The sequence below is a fragment of the Hymenobacter sp. FMD4 genome (genome assembly GCF_058932745.1).
This window is the reverse complement of record NZ_JBZYWH010000003.1, coordinates 325963-344545: the sequence shown is the minus strand read 5'-3', so window position 1 is coordinate 344545 and position 18583 is coordinate 325963. Positions and strand designations below refer to the sequence as shown.

The following is an 18583-nucleotide window of genomic DNA, read 5'->3' as shown; positions in this document are numbered from 1 at the left end:
CCTGCTGCGCTACCCCATCTGGGCCGCCAGCAAGCTCCGCCTGCTCCCCGAATCCGCCTACGATAAATATTTTAACTGCGGCACTTGAGCCGGTAACTCTTTCGGCCCCAACCGAAAACAGCACCGCCCGAAACTAAAAACCAGTTTCGGGCGGTGCTGTTTTCGGTTGGGGCCGAGAGAGGAAAGATTAGCTACGCCTCGCAATGCCTGCAATGTGAATCGGTATTTATGCCACGTGCAGCCAGTCTTTTTTCTTGAGCAACTGATCCTGCGTTTCGCGGTAGTCGGGGTCGTCTACGCAGCAATCTACCGGGCAGACGGCTGCGCATTGGGGCTCTTCGTGGAAGCCAACGCATTCGGTGCACTTATCGGATACGATGTAGTAGTACTCGTCGGAAACGGGCGTTTGGGGGCTGGTAGCATCTACTTGCTTGCCGCCATCCACGTCCAGGGTGCCCTTCAGCGTGGTGCCGTCGGCCCAGCGCCAGTTCGCGCCGCCTTCGTAGATGGCGTTATTGGGGCATTCCGGTTCGCAGGCACCGCAGTTGATGCACTCGTCGGTTATCATGATGGCCATAGCCGTAGGAAGTCAGTTAAGGTAAGTGAGTATGGGTAGTACGCAGCCGCGGGGCCAGAAGGTTCTGCATCAGCAAACCAGCAGGCAGCTGAACAGTTTGGCCGCAGGCGGGCAAAAGTAGCACCGGCAGCGGTTTCTTGCGAACTTTCGGTTCTGTTTCGCCTTTTCCCTTTTATGACCCACACCGAACGTCTAGCGGCTTTTGTCCGCCTGGGCCAGCGTTTGCGCACCCTCTCCGATGACGAAATATATGCTGTGGCCACCCGGGCCCGCAACCATAACCCCTGGTTTGATGAGGTCAACGTGCGCGCGGCCGTCGCAGGCGTAGCGCACCTGTTGGAAGAAGACACCCTCACCGCCTGGGCCAGCCGCTACCGCGCTGAGCCGCTTGGCGAGCCGCGCCGCGTGGGCGTGGTCATGGCGGGCAATATTCCCATGGTTGGCTTCCACGACTTGCTGTGCGTGCTGCTTAGTGGCCACATCCTGCTGGCCAAGCTATCGGCCGATGACAACATCCTGCTGCGTTGGGCGGCTAACGAGCTGCTAGAAATAGAGCCCCGGTTCCAGGATAGCCTGCGCTTCGTGGAAATGCTGCGCGAAGCCGATGCCTTCATTGCTACCGGCTCGGACAACACCTCCAGGTACTTTGAGTACTACTTCAGTAAAAAGCCCCACCTGATTCGGCGCAACCGCTCCAGCATCGGCGTCATTGCAGGTATGGAGCCAGAAGAAGAACTGGCCCAGTTCGGGCCGGACATTTTTCAGTATTATGGCCTAGGCTGCCGCAACATCTCCAAGCTGCTGGTGCCTGCGAGTTATAGCTTCATTCCTCTTCTGAACTCACTGCAGCCTTGGGAGCATGTGCTCGGCCACAACCGCTACCACAACAATTACGACTATCAAAAGAGCCTTCTGCTGGTCAATCGGGTGCCGCACTTGGATTCCGGCTTTCTGATGCTGACGGAGAGCATGCAGCTGGTTTCGCCCATTTCGGTACTGCACTACAGCGAGTACCGCGACCAGGAAGATTTGCAGCAGCAGCTCGCTGAACTGGCTCCTAAGACCCAGGTCGTAGTTTCCGTAAACGGGTGGTACCCGGGCAGCATTCCGGCGGGGCGGGCGCAGCAACCTGGCGCGGATGATTACGCCGATGGTGTTGATACTATGGCTTTTCTGTCGGGCTTAGCCTAGACCTCAGAACCGCATTGGGCATTTTCATCAAAAATTAATAACGCAAATAAAGGATTTCTTGGCACGGCCGTTGGTTATATTAAAACCACACACCGACTTTTTACGCCTATGGAAGTCCTAACCCTCTCGGCCGAAACCGTTGCGAAAGAAACGATTCCGACCCTTCACTTTCCGCAGGAAGATGTGCTGACCACCCCAGAGGAGCAAAAGCGGCGCCGACATAATGCCGAGCGGGCCTGTGCCTTGGGCAACAATTACCACGGCAAGCTGGATATCTATTTCCAGACGGCCGATGGCCACACCAACCGGGTACAAACTACGGTTTGGGGGGTGCACGAAAATTACGTTACGCTAAAGGCTGGCATCACCATCCCTCTGCACGCCATTATCGGCTTTGACTTCTACTAAGGCCAACTTAGTACGTGCAAACCAGTCAACGACAACAAGAAAGGCCGCCCATTGAGGGCGGCCTTTCTTGTTGTCGTTATGCCTAGGCAATGGCGCTTCTGCTATCAAACGCGCTCCAGAGTTTTAGCAATCAGGTCATTTACAATCTGGTCGCTATTCTCGGCGAATTCGTTTGTAGCACGATTGGCCACGATGGCGTTGAGCGATACTACTTCGTGGCCCAACATCCGGCCTAACGCGTAATAACCAGCCGTTTCCATTTCAAAGTTGGTCAGGCGGAAGGTGCCTTCGGGGTTGCTGAACCGCACACTGCGCAAGCGCTCCAGCAGATCGGGGTAGCGTAGCTCCAAACGCAGCGTGCGGCCCTGAGGTCCGTAGAATCCAGGGCAGGTAACGGTGTTGCCGGTAATCATACCGGCACCTAGCTGTTCGCGCAACAGATCTGACCCTAGCACGCAATACGGGCGGTATTCCAATCCCACGGACTGCTGCACGGTGGTGGCGAATTCTACTTCGGCGCCCGTTTCTACAAGCGGATAGAACTGCATTAACGACTCCAGCCCGATGGCATGCTCGGTTACCAGATGCGAACCAATGGGCACATCGGGCTGCAAGGCACCGCTGGTTCCTACCCGGACGATGCGCAGGGAAATACGCTCTTCCAGTGGCCGGGGCTCCCGCGTCACAAAGTCGATGTTAACCAGCGCATCCAATTCGTTGAGCACAATATCGATGTTGTCGGTGCCGATGCCGGTGGACAGCACAGTGAGGCGCTTGCCGCGGTAGTAGCCCACATGGGTCACAAACTCCCGCTTGGCCACTTCCGTCTCAATGGAATCGAAGTGCTGGCTGACCAGCGCCACACGGTCGGGGTCGCCAACGGTGATGATGGTATCGGAAATGTGGTCGGGCAGCAGGTTCAGGTGATAGACGCTGCCGTCGCGGTTCAGGATGAGCTCCGACGAAGGAATCGGCATAGCAGTAGATGGGGGTCGGTGGGACAATAAGTTTCGGTGGGCAAGCCAAACCCGTAGCTAGTACGGAATCAGGACAAACGTCGGGTAAAAAACGAAAAAACCTCGGCCGCAGCCGAGGTTTTTGGCAATATTCTGAGGACGCGTGTGGCGCTGAAGGGCTTATGACAGCACCGGTGGGCGGTAGGAATACAATCCTTGCTCCGGATTGTAGTGGTTGCTGTTTTTGGGGTACGTGCCCGTTCCGTCGTACGGGCGCTTTTCGGGGTGCTGCTGGCAGGTGGTGGAGCAGGCCCCGTCCAACTGCTCGGCGCAGCTTTCGCACAGTACTACGTGAGCGTTGCAGTGCGGATTGGCGCAGTTCACCATCCGCTCATCGGGCTTGCCGCAGTGGGTGCATTGGGCAATGACCGTCGGATTGACGGTGTTCACGTCCACCGCTACGCGGCCATCGAAGACGTAGCACTTCCCTTCGAAGTCTTCGCCGCCCGCTTCCAGCCCGTATTTGATGATGCCACCGTGCAGCTGGTACACGTTTTCGAAGCCCTGCTCCAGCAAAAAGGCGCTGGCTTTTTCGCACTTAATGCCACCTGTGCAGTAAGTCAGGATTTTTTTGTCCTTGTACTGCTGCAGCTCCTCTACCTTATCGGGAAACTCCCGAAAGTTACCGATGTCCAGCGTGACGGCGTTTTTGAAGCGGCCTAGGTGGTGTTCATAGTCGGAGCGTACGTCCAGCACCACCACATCGTCGCGGTCTTTCATCTCGCGGAATTCCTGCGGCGACAAATGCACGCCGGTTCGCTCGTAAGGCTTGATGGCTGGTAGGCCCACGTGCACGATTTCGGGCTTGATGCGTACGTGCAGCTTTTGAAAGGTGTGCGCCGGTGCTTCTTCCACCTTGAATTCCAGCGAGGCGAAGCGTGGATCGGCTTTCACGGCCTGCATGTACGCCTCGCAGTCAGCCACCGTTCCCGAAACTGTGCCGTTGAGCCCTTCGCCCGCCACAATAATGCGGCCCAGCAGGTTCAGGCTCAGGCACAGGCGGTGATGCTCTTCCCGAAAAGCCACCGGATCCTCGATGTGCGTGTAGCAGTAGTAAAGCAGTACGCGGTAGTTCATTGCTGAGTAGTCGGTATTAAGTACTGAGACATTGGGGAGCAGCCGGAAGTTCGGAGCCACTTTCCGATTGCCATTCAATTCTTTGTACCTGTGTCGTGGGTTTAAATCTTAGCCGCGGGGTTGCCGAATACCGTTTGACCAGCGGGCACATCGGCCACTACCACGGCCCCCGCGCCTACCCGGGCTTTGGCTCCGATTTTGACGCCGCCCACAATGATTGCTCCCGAGCCGATAAAGGCTTGCTCTTCCACTACGGCTTCGCTGTTGATGATGGCTCCCGCGCCTACCTGCACGTAATCGGCCAGTTGTGCACGCACATCCACCACTGCCCGCGGCCCAATGAGGCAGCCATTCCCAACCTTGGCATCGGAAGCCACCACCGCCCCGGCTGATACCAGGTTGCCGTGGCCCAGCCATGCGTGTTCCGAAATACTGGCAGCGCGGTGAATGGCGTTAACAGGCACCTGCTCGTATTCCTCGCGCAGCATGTTGGTAAGGGCCCGCCGGCTGGCAGTGTCTTCCGTAGCCACGAATACTTCGCACTTCTTGCCGAGCAGCTTCAGAAACTGCTCGTCTTCGGTCGAGCCCATCACGGGCACATCGTGCAGATCAGTATTTACCAGATTTTTATCGTCATCGAGCAGGCAGTACACCACCACGTCGTTGCTGCTGAATGCATCGAGGGCGGCGGTGCCAACGTTCTGGGCACCGAGGATGATAACGGGATTTTCCATGCGCGAAACTTCTCGGATTGCGCCTGTAGTGGGCGCTGTAAGCCGCAAAGATACGGCACCAAACGAGTAAAGCGACGCCTTCTAGACCGGTAGGTACACAAGGCGCTGCCGGGGCATGGAGGCATCCTTCGTTAATACATAGGTAGCGAGTCGCTATTTGATACCCAAAACGCGTAGGCGCCGCAGCCAGCCGGCCGCCGTAGGCTGGCTCACCAGCACATAAACCAACATGGGCAGCCAGGGCGCCCGGTAGCGGCTTAGGGTACCAAGGTTGGGGGTGCTCAGCCCAAGTAAGGCAGCCAACCCCAGGCAGTAAACCAGTAGCGCCAGAGCCAACGCAAAGGGCAAAGGACCGGACCGACGGTGCAGAACATCCCAGAAAGCAGCACAGGTAAATAACAGTAGGGCTAGGTTTTCCCAAGCGGCAAAACCATAAAACACCGTATCCCCCTCCCAGGCAAAGGGTCGAAACAATGTGCTAGCTACAGCTTTGGGCGTATAGCGCAACATGCTGCTGGCCGTAGGAGCCAGTTCTGGCAGCGCAATGTGGGGCCGGCTCAGGGACTTTTCGCGTAACTCCGTGTAGGTACGCGTAAGCTGGCTGGCGAATTTATTAAAGCGAAATACCGGGCTTATTTCTCCAGCCAGCCAAGCACCACTTGCCAAAACCAGCGCAAACGCCACTACCTGCCAGCGACGTTGCTTTAAAACGCCTAGCAGCTGACCTATACGCACCAACGTAAGCGCGCCCAGCACGGCCAACAACGCCCCGCCGAAAAAGAAGCGCATCTTGAAGTTGAGCCAAGCACATAACAAACAGGCCAGCACACAAACCCAACGACGAGGATAAGACCCGTAAAGCAACGTCAGCCCGGCGGCCAGCAGTCCGGCAGCACTAGCCAGCAGCAGGCTTTCCTTGGTAATTCCCGATGCCCAGTACATGGCCGATGGCCAGATCAGAAATGCAATAATGGCGGCTCCGCGCGAACCAGGAAACAGTTGACTGAGGCTACGTACCAGAACCCAGCATCCCAGAAAACTCAGTATCGATAAGTACAGCGCCGTGACCAGCATGGAGCCTCCAGTCAGCAGATTCAGCCCCGATAGTAGTTTGATGAGAAACAGGGTATTCGAGTAGCCATGGAAAATGAGCTTCTTCCCTGCGAAGTGAAACTCGTCGCTGGCCAGGGTATGCAGCCATTGCGGTGGATCAGCCCACAGCTGCTTGGTGAAGAGCCGGCTCCAATAATGGAAGTAGGTAGAATCACCCGTGGGGCGTACGACGCTGGCAGCCCCAGCCACCAAGCGCAATGCCAAAGTCGGCAGCACGAATTGCCTTAAGGCTGCTACCCGGCGCTGCGCCCGCAGCCACCGCCAAAGGCCCCACAGCACAAGCGCATTGCCGATTACCAGTACCAACAGCTTCACGCAGGGGCCAACACGTTGCGTTGTAGAATACGGCTACCAATGGCGCAGTGCAGGCAGCGGCGCGGCTCACAGTAACCGCGGTGCAAAGCTAATAGCCCCTGCGAATCGGCGGCGGTGCGGTGCCGGAACCCCAGTGCTTCGTAGGTGGCCATTATGCTGTTTTGCTCGCGTGGCAGCTGCATTAGCAAATCGATGGCGGCCTCTACTCCCACCTGGTTGTCCAACGAGCGGGCGTAAGCGACCCGCAGCGGCACCACCACGTTGATGATCAGCAAATGCGCGCTGCTACGGCCCAAGCCGGGCACCCGCGCAGCCGGTACACCGGGCCGGTAATGCTGCTGCCAGTAAACGCTAACCGGTGCCAGCAGCACTTTCTCCAAAGCGGCTACATCGGGAGCATCCAGCAGGGGGCGAAACAAACGGGGCTGGGCGTGCATTAAGGCGGCAAGTTGCGCGAGGCGCACCGTCGGGAAATTGGCCGGCCGCAACCGCAGGAAGTTCCACTCGTGAGCGGCCAGCGCGCTAGCCGCCAGTTGGTATTTGTGGGTTAGGAAATCGTATTCCTGCCGAAGCCGAGCGCAATACTCATCGGCTACAGCGCCGACGGCGGGTAGTAAACCTGCTTGTCCAAACAGCAAAGCTTCGATTTGCAGCGCATCGTGTCGGTGCCGGCGCAGTACGGCCAGCGGCAGGGCCTGTGCCAACCGAGCCAGGGGCTCGGTGTTTTTCTTGAAGCCAAAACCAGCAGCCGTGGCCTGCCAGGCGGTTACCTCCCAGTCCTGCCCGCTCTGTTCGTAAATCGCCTGTATAGCTGCTGCCTTTTCGGCCACGCGCTCCAGAAGCACCCGCTCCACCATCATCAAGCGTGTGAGTTCGGGCACGGCGGGCAGTGCACCGGCACATGGCAGCAGGTCCGGTGCAGGGGCTACTGTTAAAGCAGAGTAAGCCGCCAGCAACGTAGGCGCAAGGCGTGGTGCCAGTGCCAAAGCAGGCACTTCTGATCCGTCGGTGCGGCTCACGAGCTTGTCGGCGGTGTGTACCACGTGCAGCACCACCTGGTCGTACTTCTTATCCACGTGGTGCTGGTGGCGGTGCCAGTCGGAGGCACGCAGATGAATTTCTACGGCGCCGTTCCATTCCACTTCCCCAATCATCAATCGGGCGTTCAAAAAGTCCGGGCCGGCGTCGGAGTTTCGGAAGCCTGGACGTAGCACGATGACTTCTTCCCCCTGCTCGGTGCGCAAGTTGGTTTTGTCGAAATATTGATGCTGCCAGACGTATTGGAGGAAATCTTCTTGCATAGCCGGGTTAGAGTAATGATGCTTGCACTTAATAACTATCCGCCCAAGCACTGATTTTTTGATTCATTAACTCTATATCAGCCCTGTTGCGTCGTAACTCCAAGTACGCCCGGTGCTGACGCAGAAGAGAACGAGGCATCCAACCCTTCCATTCCTTGTCGGCAGCTTCAAAAAATTCGGCCGGAATCATTTCATAAACAAAATTCGGATTCTCCATACCGTAAACATTTTCCCCATCCCTGAACCGAATTACAATTAATGTCGACCCAAAAGCTTCTACTCGTTCAAATTCAGCTGCTGCCTTGACTTTACTCTCAAAGAGACGTCGGATTTTGATACCTTCTGAATCCAAAGTGACCTGCGCCAAGCGGCTGCTGACCCACCCGAATAAGAGGGCCATCAATATAAACACTAGGGCTAAAGCGGTTCCCTTCCAATCAGCATCAAAAGCCGATTTGAATAAAATAAAAATGCCACCTATAGTTAGAAAAACAGCGGTTCCCAAGTATTGTCGCATAAGTCCGATAGCATGCGTTACAAATAGCTGTTCCTTGATAAAAGCAGGTTTCATTTAACTATAAATTGATTGTAGCGACAAGCTACGAATTTGGCTGAGACGAAACACAACGGCCCGCCCCTGCCGAAGTGGCAGAAGCGGGCCGTTTGATTCGAAGTAATCTGCGTTAGCGCAGGTCAATCACCTTTACGCCTTTGTACTTGGCTTTGTCAAAGTTGAAGGTAGTGGCATCCACCGTCGGGTTCGGCTCGAACTTCTTGATGGCGAAGGTGTAACGGTTGCCGTTCTTCTTAAACATCTTCCAGCTCTTTACCGACTTATCGGCCTTGCTCACGTTCAGGCGCACTTTGTACACTTGGTTGTTGTGGTCTTCCGGCGACAGTTCAATCACGTCGCAGGCTACACCGCCTTCTACCGTTTCGCCGGCGTAGGCGTACTTATAGCCCTTTTTGTAGAGCGTATAGATCTGCGAGGGCGAAATTTCCTGGTCTTCCGGGTCGTAGTCCGAGATGTTGACCTCGTTTTCAGACTTCATATAAGTCCACATCGTCTGGCCATTGTTGATGACCTCTTGACCGCTGAGTTTCAAGCGAAACTTGGTGCCGCTAACGATGATGTCGCCATTGATATTCTCTTTCACCTTGGCCGTCTGGTTTTCCAGCGTCTGAGTAAAAGTGGCGCGGAACGCTTTCATGGCCTGATACTTGGCGCTCATCTGGTCCAGAATCTTGGTGGCCTTAGGGTCCTGCTGCGCCACGGCCGACTGAACGAGGAAAGCGGTTAACGCCAACAGGGCAACAAATTTTTTCATGGGAGGGAAAGAGGTGTTCGGGAGATGCGGCAACTAAGAGACGTACAAAACAGCGGTTTGTTTAAAAGAAATCCGTAAAACCTGTTTTTGCCGTTTTCTCCATCGTTACCCGGTTACTTTGGAAGGCTATTCAACAACTGTTCCAAAGCGTATTCGTCCGGGATAAGTACCTCGCGAGCCTTGCTGCCCTCGAAGGGTCCGACAATGCCGGCGTGCTCCAATTGGTCGATCAAACGGCCGGCCCGGTTGTAGCCCAGTTTGAGCTTGCGCTGGATAAGCGAAGTACTCCCCTGCTGATGTAAGACGATGACACGTGCTGCTTCCTCAAACATAACGTCGCGGTCGGCGGGGTCCATGTCCTCGGCTGAACCGTTGCCGCCGTCTTCCCCAGCCACTTCTGGCAGCGCGTAGGCTTCGGAATAGCCCTGCTGCTCCCCAATAAAGTCGCAGAGGCGGTCCACCTCGGGCGTGTCGATGAAGGCGCACTGCACGCGGATGATGTCGGAACCCTGCGAAATCAGCATGTCGCCCTGGCCAATAAGCTGATCGGCGCCGCCGGCATCCAGGATGGTGCGCGAGTCGATCTTTGACGTCACCTTAAAGGAAATACGGCAGGGGAAGTTGGCCTTAATGATACCGGTAATTACGTTTACCGATGGGCGCTGCGTGGCCACAATCAGGTGAATACCGATGGCCCGAGCCAGCTGGGCCAGGCGTGCAATCGGGGTTTCCACCTCTTTACCAGCCGTCATCATCAAGTCAGCCAATTCGTCGATTACCAGCACGATGAACGGCATGTAGCGGTGGCCTTTCTTGGGGTTCAGTCGGCGCTCCGTGAACTTGCGGTTGTACTCGGAGAGGTTACGGCAGCCGGCGTCCTTCAGCAGGTCGTAGCGGCGGTCCATCTCCATGCACAGCGAGTTCAGCGTGTTCACCACCTTTTTGGTATCGGTGATAATGGCCTCTTCAGTGTCGGGCAGTTTGGCCAGGAAGTGACGCTCAATCTTGTTGAAAATGCTCAGTTCCACCTTTTTCGGGTCGACAAGCACGAACTTCAGCTGAGCAGGGTGACGCTTGTAAAGCAGGGAGGCAAGAATTACGTTCAGGCCTACGGATTTACCCTGGCCCGTGGCACCGGCCATCAGCAGGTGCGGCATTTTGGCCAGGTCGACCACAAATACCTCGTTGGTAATGGTGCGGCCGAAGGCGATGGGCAGGCTCATTTCGGTGCCGCGGAACTTCTCCGTGTTTAGCACCGAGCGGATCGACACCATTTCCTTTTTGGTATTAGGCACTTCGATACCGATGGTGCCCTTACCGGGAATTGGCGCAATGATGCGAATGCCGAGGGCCGCAAGGCTCAAGGCGATGTCGTCTTCGAGACTCTTGATTTTGCTGATGCGTACCCCGGCATCGGGCACGATTTCGTAGAGCGTGACAGTGGGGCCGATGGTGGCTTTGATGGAGGCGATGTTGATGCCGTAATGACCCAGCGTCTCCACAATGCGGTCTTTGTTGGCTTCCAGTTCCTCTTTGCTCACCTGCGCCTTAGCCTGCCCGTAATCGTTCAACAGCTCAAAGGTCGGGTACTGATAGCGTGGCAAATCCAGCGTGGGGTCGTAGTTGACCATCGGCATGGCTTCGGCGTCTTCCTCTACAATAGAGGCAATATCGGGGCCGGCGGCAGGGTCCAGCTCAGTGGTGGTTTCAATTTCCAACACCGGCTCTTGGGGTATTTCTACCTCAAAGGCTGGGCCTTTGCTCGGGGCGGCGGGCGCTACGACCACAGGCGTGGGCAGCGGCGTGTTGTCGTCGGCCAGATCCGCCAACGATAAAGGTGTAGGCACGCGCGAGGTAAGCACAGGAGCAGGCTCGGGCTCGGCCACCGGGGCTTCAAAGGAGAAGCTAGGGCCACTGATGGGCGCGGCGGCAGCGGCCGTAGCCGCCGTGGCCAGCGCTGCAGCGGGCGCCGCGGCAGCCGTCAATCCGCCCATGGCCAGCGAGCCACCAGCCGAAGCAGCAGCTGCAGCCGGACTCAGATCCAGCGAAGTAGCATCATCTTCCTCATCGAGGTCGAAGGCCACGCTGGGACGCGCTACGGGCTCGGGTTTGCTCTTTGCCGCAGCCGGCTTTTCGGCTTCCGCCAAAGGCCCGACCCGACGCAGCGTAAAGCCCATGGTATCGTCTTCTTTCTCTTCCCCATTCGGCGTGTTGCCGTGGTCGGCGAAGTAGTTGCCACCGTTGGCCGTCTGCCGGTTTACTGCGGGCTGCTCGTCGTCGGCGTAGTCTTCGTCGGCATCGGCACTGGCGCCCATGCGGCGGGGCAGGTTCAGGGTGGTGACGTTGAAGAAGCCTACCACAAAGGATATCAACAGGAAAGCCAGCAGCAGCACGGTGCCCCAGCCGATAAGGCTATCGAGCCACAAGGCAGCTTCGAACCCTACCCTACCGCAGAGAAAATCCAAGCTGTGCGCCACGCGCGGATCGGCGCCGGGCGTTTGCAGGCTCAGCACCAAGTAGCCGAGCAGCATGCTCAACCATAGCATGGCGAAAAGGCACACGGCCAGCACGAAACTCAAGGAAACTTCACTGCGCCGGAAGACAATTTTATAACCGGCCGCAAACGCTACCGGAATCATGGCGAAGGCCGCAATGCCAAAACCTTGCAGGATCAGGACGTGCGACAACCATGCCCCAAGCAGGCCGAGCCAGTTGCCGGATTCCTGCCCGGCTTCCTTTACCGGCGTCTGCCCCATGCTCTCCACCACGCTTTGATCGGCATGGCCGGTGAACAGGTAGGAGAAGAAGGCAATGGTCAGGTAAAGAGAAGACAGCAGGAAGAAAAAGCCGACGAATAACTGGAAGCGCCGATCCGTCAGGAAGCTGAGCACCCCGCCAAAGTCAGGCAGCTTGAGAGGCTTACGCGGCGCCTTAGGAGCGGCCGGCGGAGCCGCTTTGCGCGGCTCGCGAGGAGCCGGAGCGGGTTCGGGAGCGGCAGCTTTGGGTTGGTTGCGCGCCGGGCGGGGTTCGTTCGTGGCCCGGGGAGCGGAGCCGTTCGCGGGTTTGTAAGTATTCTTTGCCATTTGACGCACCAAAAGGCCAAAATTATAGGTTTTTCGCCGGGCACCGGCGAGGAAAGGACCGTTCAGGGCCCTTACAACTTGGGTTGCAGGGGCCGTATTTCGTAAATATACAGACGCCAGTACGCCGAAGGGCTATCAAAATGACCAATTGACTGCAGCCCGGTGGATTCGGGGTGGGCCAGCCGTGCTGCCGACAAGAGGTAACGACCGCCCATTGCTCGGAAAGCATCGGCGTCGAAGCGGAAGTCTTGCACCACGGCGCTGTCGGCTTTGCCTACCCGAAAGTTGCGGCCTAGCTCAGCCGACAGCACGTAGCAGCGGTTGCCCCACAGATCAAAGTAGTAGCGCAGCTCTGGGCTTTTGACCAACTCTCCTGCTATGATCGGCCGAAACTGGTGTTTGTAGGACAGCGGGTAGTTGTTCTGGTAGCTATCCAGCGTGTAAAAACCATTGAGATGGGCCACGCTGGGCGGCAGGCCTAAGCAAGCCACCCGCCATGCCGACGCCGGCTGGCCGCTGCGCTGCTCCAATGCTGTGCGCACCCGCACCAGCAGATCCGGAGCCACATACTGCCGCCAGGTAGGTTCGTGAGCGGCGGGTTTACCGGCCCACAATCGTAGGTTTTGCAGCCATTCGGTGTTTGACAGCAACCCGATTATGAGTTGCACACAAACCAATGCACTTCGCCAGTTGCTGGTCGGCAATTGACGCAAGGCCAGCACCCACAGGCCAAACCACATAAAGCCCGTCAGAAAGTGAAATCGGGTCAGGTTGAACGCGCCTAGGGCAGGCGCCACCCGCTGCACTGGGGCCATCAGTTGCGGGTAAAAGCCGCAGAATACCGCAAGCGTTAGGAGTAGCAACAAGACAGTGGCAGTTGGCAGCCACCAGCGGCGCCAAGCCATTGCATCGCGCCGGCGGCGGAGGTACCAGGCAGCCGCTAGCATTGCTAGCCAGATGCCGCCGCGGAAAAAACGGCTACTGTGGTATTGGCCCCAGCCAAAGTATTGCGCGGAGCTGCGCAGGCCCGCCAGCAGACCTTTAGGCGCCAGTTCGGCCAGCTGAAACTCTACCCGGTGCGGCACAAACTGGGGCGCTAGCAGTACAGAGCTAAACAACGGCCATTCTACCATCACATAGCTCAGTCCCAAAAGCCCTACCCCACCCCAGGCAGGCAGCACCACCCGACGGTTTCGGATGCCGTCGACGAGCAGCATGGTACCCAAGCCGACGACAATAAAGAAACCGCCCAGCACGAAGTGCGACCACATGGGAAAAACTGCCAAAATCAGCCAGTCATGCCAGTGGCCGCGGCGGCTGTGCAGGTTAAGCACAGCCAGCAACGGCCACGGCGTGCCCAGGCCCGATAGCCCATACATGGTGTAAGCGGGCAATACGGCCCAAGCCAGCGCCACCGCAGCCGCCAGTAGCTGGTCTCCGGCTTGGGTCAGTCCGTAGCGGCGCAGCAGCAGGTACATTCCCACCAAGGCCGCCGACCGCACCAGCAGTTGGTTTAGCCAGTAGGCCCACAAGGGTTCCAGCGGGCCAAATAGGCTCACCGTCAAACTCAAGCCCGGCCTAACGGCGTTGCGCGGCAGGCCATTCATGATGGCCGGAACCGTTGTATCCGGTTGGTAATTGAATACCACCCCGAAGCGGTGCAGCAGGTAGGGAATGTTGAGCTCGGCGTCGAGGTTATCGTCGAGCAGCACGTAGCTATCGGGGCCGCGCAGCAGACAAGGCAGCAACAGCAGCAACAGCAGCGCCGCGGCCAGGCCAAGGGCCCGACCCGGCCGGGAAAAGAAAGCAGTAAGGAACATGTACCCCGCAAATGTCGGGGAGCAGTTGAATCTTTCTCCTAAGCGACGCTGGAATTCGGTATGCCTGCGACTTTGCCTGAGCAGCTATACGATTCTGAGGCTGATGCACCACTGCCTTACCTTACAGCCTTCCTACTACCTGGCACTAGCTACGCGGATGGAAAGCCGTAATAACCTGGCGCAGGTAGTCGCGGTCGAGGTGGGTGTAGATTTCGGTGGTGGTAATGCTTTCGTGGCCCAGCATTTCCTGCACGGCGCGTAAATCGGCGCCGCCTTCGATGAGGTGCGTGGCAAATGAGTGTCGGAACGTGTGCGGGCTGATGGTTTTGCGAATGCCAGCCTTGGCCGCCGTATCCTTGATGATATTGAACACCATCACCCGCGACAGCCCCGAGCCGCGCCGGTTCAAAAACACCGTGTCCTCAGCGCCGCGCTGCACCTCTAGGTGACAGCGCACTCCTTCCAGATAGAAGCCGAGGTGCTTGAGCGCATCGCGGCCAATGGGCACCAGTCGTTCCTTGGAGCCCTTGCCAAGCACCCGCACGAAGCCCTGATCGACGTAAATATTGGACAACCTGAGTCCGATGAGTTCCGATACGCGCAGGCCTGAAGAATACAGCACCTCCAGCATGGCGCGGTTGCGAGTTCCTTCGTTGGTGCTCAGGTCGATGGCGTCGAGCAGCTGTTCCACCTCCTCGTAGCTGAGGGTATCGGGCAGCTTACGGCCTAGCTTGGGCGAGTCGATGGTATCAGTAGGGTCTTGAGTGGCCAAGTCCTCGATAAGCAGGAACTTGTAGAAAGCCCGCAGCCCGGAAAGCGTACGCGCCTGCGAGGTTGACGAAAGTCCCAGCTCACTTAACCACCCCAGAAAGTCGCGAATAATGCGCGTGGTTACCTGATCCGGCCGGGCCGGCAGCTTGCTGATTTCCAAGTACTGACGCAGCTTATCTACGTCGCGGCTGTACGCTTCAATGGAATGGCCCGACAACGACTTTTCTAGACGCAGGTAGCCTTCAAACTGCCTAAGCGCAATGGACCAATTTATTGACACTGATTACTGACTAAAGCTTTTAATATCGAACCGTCCATCCCTGATGGTAACGGTTTTGCCATTGGCACCAGCCTTAAACTCGAAAGTGCCGGAAATGATGGTATACGGTTGCGACAGAGGCGGGCCCGTTACACCGTCTTCAACTTTGGTGATGACCACACTGCCGCTGCTGCCGGTGGATGCCGTGGTATACAGGCTGCGTTGGCCTGAGGTCATGTCAGCGTCGGTCAGATACCATCCTTCAAACCCGCCCCCGTTGATGATATAGGTCCCGGGCACTAAGCCGCCAGAGCGCCCGAGGCGAAGGTAAATAAACTCATCGGGAGATTTTTCGCGCTCAGCCCGTAGTTCCAGCGTTCCGTTTTGGCGGTTGTAGGTGGGTTCCAAACTAGAATCAAGAGACTCCCGGGTATGTGGCAGCCAAACGGCATCATTGCGCAGGCAGCCAAAGGTACCCTTGCCTTCCTGCGTAGCAGCAGGCAACTTGGGCTGTGCCTCGTCCTCGCCGCATGCTGCTGTCAGCGCTATCAAACTCACTAACGATAAGGCTGCCCCAACGCGGCGCAACAAACGGTGGATGATGTTCATAAGCGTGCAAGTTAGAAATTTGGCTTACTGTTCAGCTCACATTTTTGGGTGGTTAGGCGCATCTTCGCACCATGCAAATTCTCATTATCAACGGCCCTAATCTCAACCTTCTTGGCCGCCGCGAAGTCAGCGTATATGGTACCCGTTCGTTTGAAGACTACCTGCCGGAGTTGCAGGAAGCTTTTCCCGACTTCACCATCGTGCACTTCCAATCCAATCACGAAGGTGAGCTGATCGATAAGCTGCACGAGGTGGGCTTTAGCTACCACGGCGTGGTGCTGAATGCCGGCGGCTACACCCATACCAGCGTGGCCTTGGCCGATGCCATTGCGGCCATCAACACACCCGTGGTGGAGGTGCACTTATCCAACCTCTCGGCTCGTGAAGACTTTCGTCAGCGCAGCCTGATCGGGCGCAACTGCGTGGGGGCCATTAGCGGCTTTAAGCTGGAGAGCTACCGGCTGGCGCTGCAGTATTTTCAAAACCTGCGGCCTAAGCGCGTGGGGTTCAAAGTGAGCTAAAGGAGCCAGGGCGGAAGCTGCTGCTCAAGGACTTTTAGGGCACCCGCGTATGAGCGGGCGCGCAGAATTCGTTAGAACGGGCCTCCATTCGATGCCGCCGCGGTCTACCTTTGCAGGGCCCGCCTCGCGGCGGCTTCCAACCTAGCTTCTTCTCGATATGTATACGTTCAATCCCGGCCCTTCCCAAGTGTATCCCGCCGTACGGCAGTACCTCGCGGCAGCATTTGACGAGGGCTGGCTGTCGGCACCGCACCGCGGCGACCGGTTTACGGCGCTGGTGCGCCAAACGGTAGCAGAGCTCAAAACCAAGCTCAACATCCCGCAGGATTACTTTGTGTTCTTCACGTCGTCGGCCACGGAGTGCTGGGAAATCATTGCCCAGAGCCTGACGGAACGACGCAGCTACCACTTCTACAACGGCTCCTTCGGCGAGAAGTGGATGGACTATGCCCAGGCCGTGCACCCCGAAAGCAGCGGCCACCAGTTCGAGCTGGAGGAAGTGCCCGACCCGGGCCTCATTCCCGATGACGCGGAGTTGGTTTGCATCACCCAAAACGAAACCAGCACGGCTACGCAGCTGCGCGACGGGGCCGTGCTAAACCTGTACAACCGTTGCCAGCAGATCGGGGCGCTCCTCGCCGTAGACGTTACTTCGTCGCTGGGCGGCATTCAACTCAAGCACATCAAAGCCGATGTGTGGTTTGCCTCGGTGCAGAAATGCTTCGGGCTGCCAGCTGGCCTAGGCTTGCTCATCTGCTCGCCCCGCGCCATTGCGCGGGCCCGACAGCTAGGCGAAAAAGGTCACTACAACAGCCTGCTGAATCAGTACGAAAAGATGCTGAACCACCAGACCACGCATACGCCCAACGTTCTGGCTATCTACCTGCTCTGCCGCGTGCTGCTCGACCGCGCCCCCATCAAGGCCATCGACCAGCACCTGCGCGACCGGTCGGCGCGGTTGTACCAGTTTTTCGAGGAGAATACGCAGTTTAATCCGCTGATTCAGAATCCTGATACCCGCTCCACCACGGTTATTGCCCTGCAGGGCCCACCCGCCCTCGTCGATGAAGCCAAAAAACGCGCCGCGGCGGCGGGCCTTACCCTGGGCAGTGGCTACGGTCCGTGGGCCAAAACGACCTTCCGCATCGCCAATTTCCCGGCCTTGCCCGATGTGGCCTACGAGCAGGTGTCGCAGCTGCTGGCCGCCCTGCAACCCGTGGCCGGGTAAGTGGGCCAGCATCAACTGTTTATTTCCTGCTCACTTTCCTCCACCGCGCAGCCTGGCAGGCTATTCACCGTTGCTGGGGCTGCCCGCTTTTCGTTTATGTCTGAGTTTGTGTCCCTGTTTTCGCTGAAGCAAATTTCGTCGGTTACCCTGACGCTGTTTGCCGTCATTGACATCCTGGGCTCCATTCCCATCATCATCCAGATTCGGCAGCGCGAAGGCAAGATTCACTCGGAAGTAGCTACGGTGGTAGCTGGGGTACTCATGGTGGTCTTCCTGTTTCTGGGCCAGAGCATCCTGTCGCTGTTTGGGGTCGACTACCAATCGTTTGCCCTGGCCGGTGCTATCGTCATCTTTCTCATCGGCCTGGAAATGATTCTGGGCATCGAGATTTTCCGTCAGAATCCGCTGGCCAGCGGCACGGGCTCCATCGTACCGCTGGCATTCCCGCTGATAGTGGGAGCCGGTACCATGACCACGCTGCTCTCGCTGCGGGCGGCTTACTCGCTGCCCAACGTGCTGGTGGGCATCGTGGTGAACCTGCTCTTCGTGTACCTCGTGCTCAAAAGCAGCTCCTGGATTGAGCGCAAACTCGGTAAAGCCGGCGAAGACATCCTGCGCCGCGTCTTCGGCCTGATCCTGCTGGCCATTGCCATCAAACTTTTCAAATCAAACTTCTGATAAATGGCCCTACGGGATGAATTAGGCTAATCAAAGATCAGTCACCAGCCTATTTCATCCCGTTGGGCCATTAGTTACCGCATGATTTACCTGTTTACCGACGGCTCCTCGCGGGGCAACCCGGGCCCGGGTGGCTACGGCGCTATTTTGCGCTTTGGTCCGCACGAGAAAGAGCTTAGCCAGGGCTTTCGCCTCACTACCAATAACCGCATGGAGCTGCTGGCCGTCATCGTCGGCCTAGAGGCCATTACCCGCCCCGAACTGCCTATCATGGTGGTTTCGGATTCCAAGTACGTGGTGGAAGCCGTGGAAAAGAAATGGGTGTTTGGCTGGGAAAAGAAGGCTGACTTCGGCAAGAAGGCCAATGAAGACCTGTGGCGCCGCTTCCTGAAAGTTTACCGCAAGCGCACAGTGCAGTTTAAGTGGATCAAAGGTCACGCCGGCCACCGCGAAAACGAACGGTGCGACCAACTGGCCGTGCGCAGTGCCTTGCAAGGACCGCTGCTGATCGACGAGGGCTACGAGCGCATCGAGGCCGCCCGAATCCTGTAGCC

At 57.5% G+C, this 18583-nt stretch carries 18 protein-coding genes; 6 read left to right on the top strand and 12 right to left on the bottom strand.

What is annotated here, in order from left to right; all coding sequences use genetic code 11:
* Positions 1-226: 226 nt before the first annotated feature.
* Positions 227-577, bottom strand: a complete 351-nt coding sequence (locus AC5FXY_RS05365) for a 4Fe-4S dicluster domain-containing protein (RefSeq protein ID WP_493555607.1) — start codon at positions 575-577, stop codon at positions 227-229.
* 174 nt (positions 578-751) lie between these two features.
* Here AC5FXY_RS05365 and AC5FXY_RS05360 point away from each other — a divergent pair, with 174 nt between their 5' ends.
* On the top strand, positions 752-1768 hold the full coding sequence (locus tag AC5FXY_RS05360) for an aldehyde dehydrogenase family protein (RefSeq protein ID WP_493555606.1): 1017 nt from the start codon (positions 752-754) through the stop codon (positions 1766-1768).
* Between the two features lie 108 nt (positions 1769-1876).
* Entirely contained in the window at positions 1877-2176 is a 300-nt protein-coding gene (locus AC5FXY_RS05355) for a hypothetical protein (protein WP_493555605.1), read from the top strand.
* A gap of 104 nt (positions 2177-2280) precedes the next feature.
* On the opposite strand, the gene AC5FXY_RS05350 is transcribed toward AC5FXY_RS05355, so the two are convergent.
* The 11 genes from AC5FXY_RS05350 to AC5FXY_RS05300 form a co-directional block, all read right to left on the bottom strand.
* Positions 2281-3153 carry a nucleoside phosphorylase gene (locus tag AC5FXY_RS05350; protein ID WP_493555604.1) on the bottom strand — a complete coding sequence of 291 codons (873 nt, stop codon included), beginning with the start codon at positions 3151-3153 and terminating at the stop codon, positions 2281-2283.
* Positions 3154-3312: 159 nt separating this feature from the next.
* Entirely contained in the window at positions 3313-4269 is a 957-nt protein-coding gene (gene trhO, locus AC5FXY_RS05345) for an oxygen-dependent tRNA uridine(34) hydroxylase TrhO (RefSeq protein ID WP_493555603.1), read from the bottom strand.
* Positions 4270-4370: 101 nt separating this feature from the next.
* Positions 4371-5003, bottom strand: coding sequence for a NeuD/PglB/VioB family sugar acetyltransferase (locus AC5FXY_RS05340; protein ID WP_493555602.1), 633 nt, complete (start codon positions 5001-5003; stop codon positions 4371-4373).
* 153 nt (positions 5004-5156) lie between these two features.
* Positions 5157-6431 (bottom strand): hypothetical protein, encoded by a 1275-nt coding sequence (locus tag AC5FXY_RS05335; RefSeq protein WP_493555601.1) that lies wholly within the window; start codon positions 6429-6431, stop codon positions 5157-5159.
* Positions 6428-7732, bottom strand: a complete 1305-nt coding sequence (locus AC5FXY_RS05330) for a DUF2851 family protein (protein ID WP_493555600.1) — start codon at positions 7730-7732, stop codon at positions 6428-6430. The genes AC5FXY_RS05335 and AC5FXY_RS05330 overlap by 4 nt, the downstream gene beginning before the upstream one ends.
* Positions 7733-7760: 28 nt before the next feature.
* Positions 7761-8303 carry a hypothetical protein gene (locus AC5FXY_RS05325; protein WP_493555599.1) on the bottom strand — a complete coding sequence of 181 codons (543 nt, stop codon included), beginning with the start codon at positions 8301-8303 and terminating at the stop codon, positions 7761-7763.
* Positions 8304-8415: 112 nt separating this feature from the next.
* Positions 8416-9060 carry an outer membrane lipoprotein periplasmic chaperone LolA1 gene (lolA1, locus tag AC5FXY_RS05320; protein WP_493555598.1) on the bottom strand — a complete coding sequence of 215 codons (645 nt, stop codon included), beginning with the start codon at positions 9058-9060 and terminating at the stop codon, positions 8416-8418.
* A 113-nt stretch (positions 9061-9173) separates the two neighbouring features.
* Positions 9174-12143, bottom strand: a complete 2970-nt coding sequence (locus AC5FXY_RS05315; protein ID WP_493555597.1) for an FtsK/SpoIIIE family DNA translocase — start codon at positions 12141-12143, stop codon at positions 9174-9176.
* 71 nt (positions 12144-12214) lie between these two features.
* Complete coding sequence (locus AC5FXY_RS05310) at positions 12215-13963, bottom strand: DUF6044 family protein (protein WP_493555596.1); 1749 nt, start codon at positions 13961-13963, stop codon at positions 12215-12217.
* A gap of 145 nt (positions 13964-14108) precedes the next feature.
* On the bottom strand, positions 14109-15008 hold the full coding sequence (gene xerD / locus AC5FXY_RS05305) for a site-specific tyrosine recombinase XerD (RefSeq protein WP_493555613.1): 900 nt from the start codon (positions 15006-15008) through the stop codon (positions 14109-14111).
* Between the two features lie 9 nt (positions 15009-15017).
* A complete protein-coding gene (locus tag AC5FXY_RS05300) occupies positions 15018-15602 on the bottom strand; it encodes a Riean_0653 family protein (protein ID WP_493555595.1) in 585 nt (194 codons plus the stop codon).
* A 71-nt stretch (positions 15603-15673) separates the two neighbouring features.
* Between AC5FXY_RS05300 and AC5FXY_RS05295 the strand changes: the two genes are divergently transcribed.
* The 4 genes from AC5FXY_RS05295 to rnhA all read left to right on the top strand — a co-directional run bounded on the left by AC5FXY_RS05295 (position 15674) and on the right by rnhA (position 18581).
* Positions 15674-16123 (top strand): type II 3-dehydroquinate dehydratase, encoded by a 450-nt coding sequence (locus tag AC5FXY_RS05295; protein ID WP_493555594.1) that lies wholly within the window; start codon positions 15674-15676, stop codon positions 16121-16123.
* A 157-nt stretch (positions 16124-16280) separates the two neighbouring features.
* Positions 16281-17351 carry an aminotransferase class V-fold PLP-dependent enzyme gene (locus AC5FXY_RS05290; protein WP_493555593.1) on the top strand — a complete coding sequence of 357 codons (1071 nt, stop codon included), beginning with the start codon at positions 16281-16283 and terminating at the stop codon, positions 17349-17351.
* 114 nt (positions 17352-17465) lie between these two features.
* The gene (locus AC5FXY_RS05285) at positions 17466-18029 is read left to right on the top strand and encodes a MarC family protein (protein ID WP_493555612.1); all 564 of its coding nucleotides are present in this window, start codon (positions 17466-17468) and stop codon (positions 18027-18029) included.
* Between the two features lie 81 nt (positions 18030-18110).
* Positions 18111-18581 (top strand): ribonuclease HI, encoded by a 471-nt coding sequence (rnhA, locus tag AC5FXY_RS05280; protein WP_493555592.1) that lies wholly within the window; start codon positions 18111-18113, stop codon positions 18579-18581.
* Positions 18582-18583 lie beyond the last annotated feature (2 nt).